This window comes from Herbaspirillum sp. VT-16-41 (assembly GCF_001994935.1).
Classification (GTDB): Bacteria; Pseudomonadota; Gammaproteobacteria; order Burkholderiales; family Burkholderiaceae_D; genus Herbaspirillum; species Herbaspirillum frisingense.
Genome location: NZ_MUXB01000203.1, coordinates 1 through 1,937, shown reverse-complemented (window position 1 = coordinate 1,937; position 1,937 = coordinate 1). Strand labels below are relative to the sequence as shown.

Annotated in this window: 3 protein-coding genes and 1 pseudogene; 3 read left to right on the top strand and 1 reads right to left on the bottom strand. The window is 54.2% G+C overall.

The window, feature by feature from the left end:
* A pseudogene (locus tag BTM36_RS30185) lies at positions 1 to 243 on the top strand (hypothetical protein); the annotation flags it as partial.
* A 219-nt stretch (positions 244 to 462) separates the two neighbouring features.
* On the opposite strand, the gene BTM36_RS30180 reads toward BTM36_RS30185, so the two are convergent.
* Positions 463 to 663, bottom strand: a complete 201-nt coding sequence (locus BTM36_RS30180; protein WP_139347302.1) for a PepSY domain-containing protein — start codon at positions 661 to 663, stop codon at positions 463 to 465.
* Positions 664 to 696: 33 nt separating this feature from the next.
* Here BTM36_RS30180 and BTM36_RS30175 point away from each other — a divergent pair, with 33 nt between their 5' ends.
* A complete protein-coding gene (locus tag BTM36_RS30175; RefSeq protein WP_168189847.1) occupies positions 697 to 864 on the top strand; it encodes a hypothetical protein in 168 nt (55 codons plus the stop codon).
* A 653-nt stretch (positions 865 to 1,517) separates the two neighbouring features.
* On the top strand, positions 1,518 to 1,937 hold a 420-nt coding region (locus BTM36_RS30170; protein WP_077238562.1), incomplete at its 3' end, for a hypothetical protein.

Below are 1,937 nucleotides of genomic sequence, written 5' to 3'. Positions count from 1 at the left end.
GCTTGTGTTATTTCCGTTCCTGATCCAAAATGGCAGGAAAGACCTGTCGCTTGTATTGTCTTGAAAGACGGTCCGGGGCACCAAGTTACAAAGGAAGATATTATTGAATTTTTACGACCACAATTTGCAAAATGGTGGTTACCTGATGATGTGCTATTTTTAGATGAAATTCCGAAAACATCTGTTGGTAAATTCCTAAAGGCTAAACTTCGTGAACAGGTTGAAAACCAATTAGCGTTATAGGCATTTAATATTGATCCAAAACACCAATTATTAGGCAGGAAGTATCAACCTTTCTTTCCTGCCTAATGTATTATACACAACGCTGGTATCTATATGGACTTTATTTGCAGAATATTCTATATTGTTGTGCACCCTGCGGGTGTGGCAGGCAGGCCGCGAGGTCATGCACCGCGATGAGGACGGCCAGCCGGTCATCGCCGAGCGCTGAGCCGCTCGACGTCAGTCGTCGATGCGCACGTCCTTGGTCTCCACGTCGACCACGACGTCCACGTCGTCGTTCGAGCCGGCCGGCATGATGTCGACCCCGTAGTGCACGCGGCCGTCATCGGAGTCCAGGGACCAGCCGGAGACCCGGCCGTCCTGAGCGCCGAGGGCCAGCTCGATGGCCTCCGCGTAGGGCATCGGGGAGGTGACGTCCACGGCGGGCTCGCCGTCGTCGTCCTGGTCGCGCTCGTGCTCGATGACCTCGCCGGTGTGGTGGACTCGATTGCGGTGGCGCTGGCCTTTGCGAACCTGTCGGCGCTGGAAAACGTGCGCCCGATCTCGTCCCGGCTGTCGGCGGCGCCGGACATCAGCCCCTTCCTGGACCCAGAGGCGGGGCGCGCTGCTGCGATGACATAGGCCACAACCATCACCAGGCCGTTTCAGGACGTCCAGGCCGGCGGCCACGCGCCGCCGGATGCTCCTGCCGTCAGCAGTGGCGGCCGCCTCGATGGGGCCGTAGCCCTTTGCAATGCCCCCGCCCTGTTCAGCCCCGTTTTCTGCCCCGCCAACGGCGCATTTCGCAGCATCAGCCCATCATACCTCTGCCACAACCGCGGCCTGCGCTGCAGCGCGGCGCCCAGCCCTCCCACTCGCAACGGGCACCCAGCAGCGGGCGGCACCCTATCACTCTGTCTACCTATGCCTCTTTCCTTGTCATCTCCTTCCATCCTCTCTCTTCTCTATCCTTTTTTTACTTTTCCTCTCTTTTTTTTTTTTCCTCTTCCCTCTCCCCCCTTCCTCTCCCCTCTTTCCCTCCTCTCCTCTCTTCCTCTCTTTCCCTCCTTCCTCTGTCTTCCACTTTTCATTTCATGACGGTGATGGCGACCAAGATGCCCTATATAGGGCATCTTGGTCGCCATCACCGTCATGAAATGAAAAGTGGAAGACAGAGGAAGGAGGGAAAGAGAGGAAGAGAGGAGAGGAGGGAAAGAGGGGAGAGGAAGGGGGGAGAGGGAAGAGGAAAAAAAAAAAAGAGAGGAAAAGTAAAAAAAGGATAGAGAAGAGAGAGGATGGAAGGAGATGACAAGGAAAGAGGCATAGGTAGACAGAGTGATAGGCTACTGGCGCTTATCGGGCTGATACCTGTGTTTCCAAAATGGCGACATCGAAAAAACGACACACAAGCCAATCATGGGTCACGAAAGATATCCATCACCACCAAAACCCTTCGGCCAGGCAAAGGGGGACAGTTATTACCCACGGATTATTATTTCGATGAAGGGTACTTCTATGAGGTTCAGATTGATGTGACACAGTCTGTGCCACTGACCGCGATAACCAAGATCGAGCGCGACAATATCAAAGTGAATAATCGTTCTTTCTGGATAGTGACTTACATGACTGACGGGCAGATGAAGCAGGCAAGATCCCGCCATAACTACGCCCTGTTTAACACCGACTTTGCCGATTTCCTGGAGGCGGTTAAACGT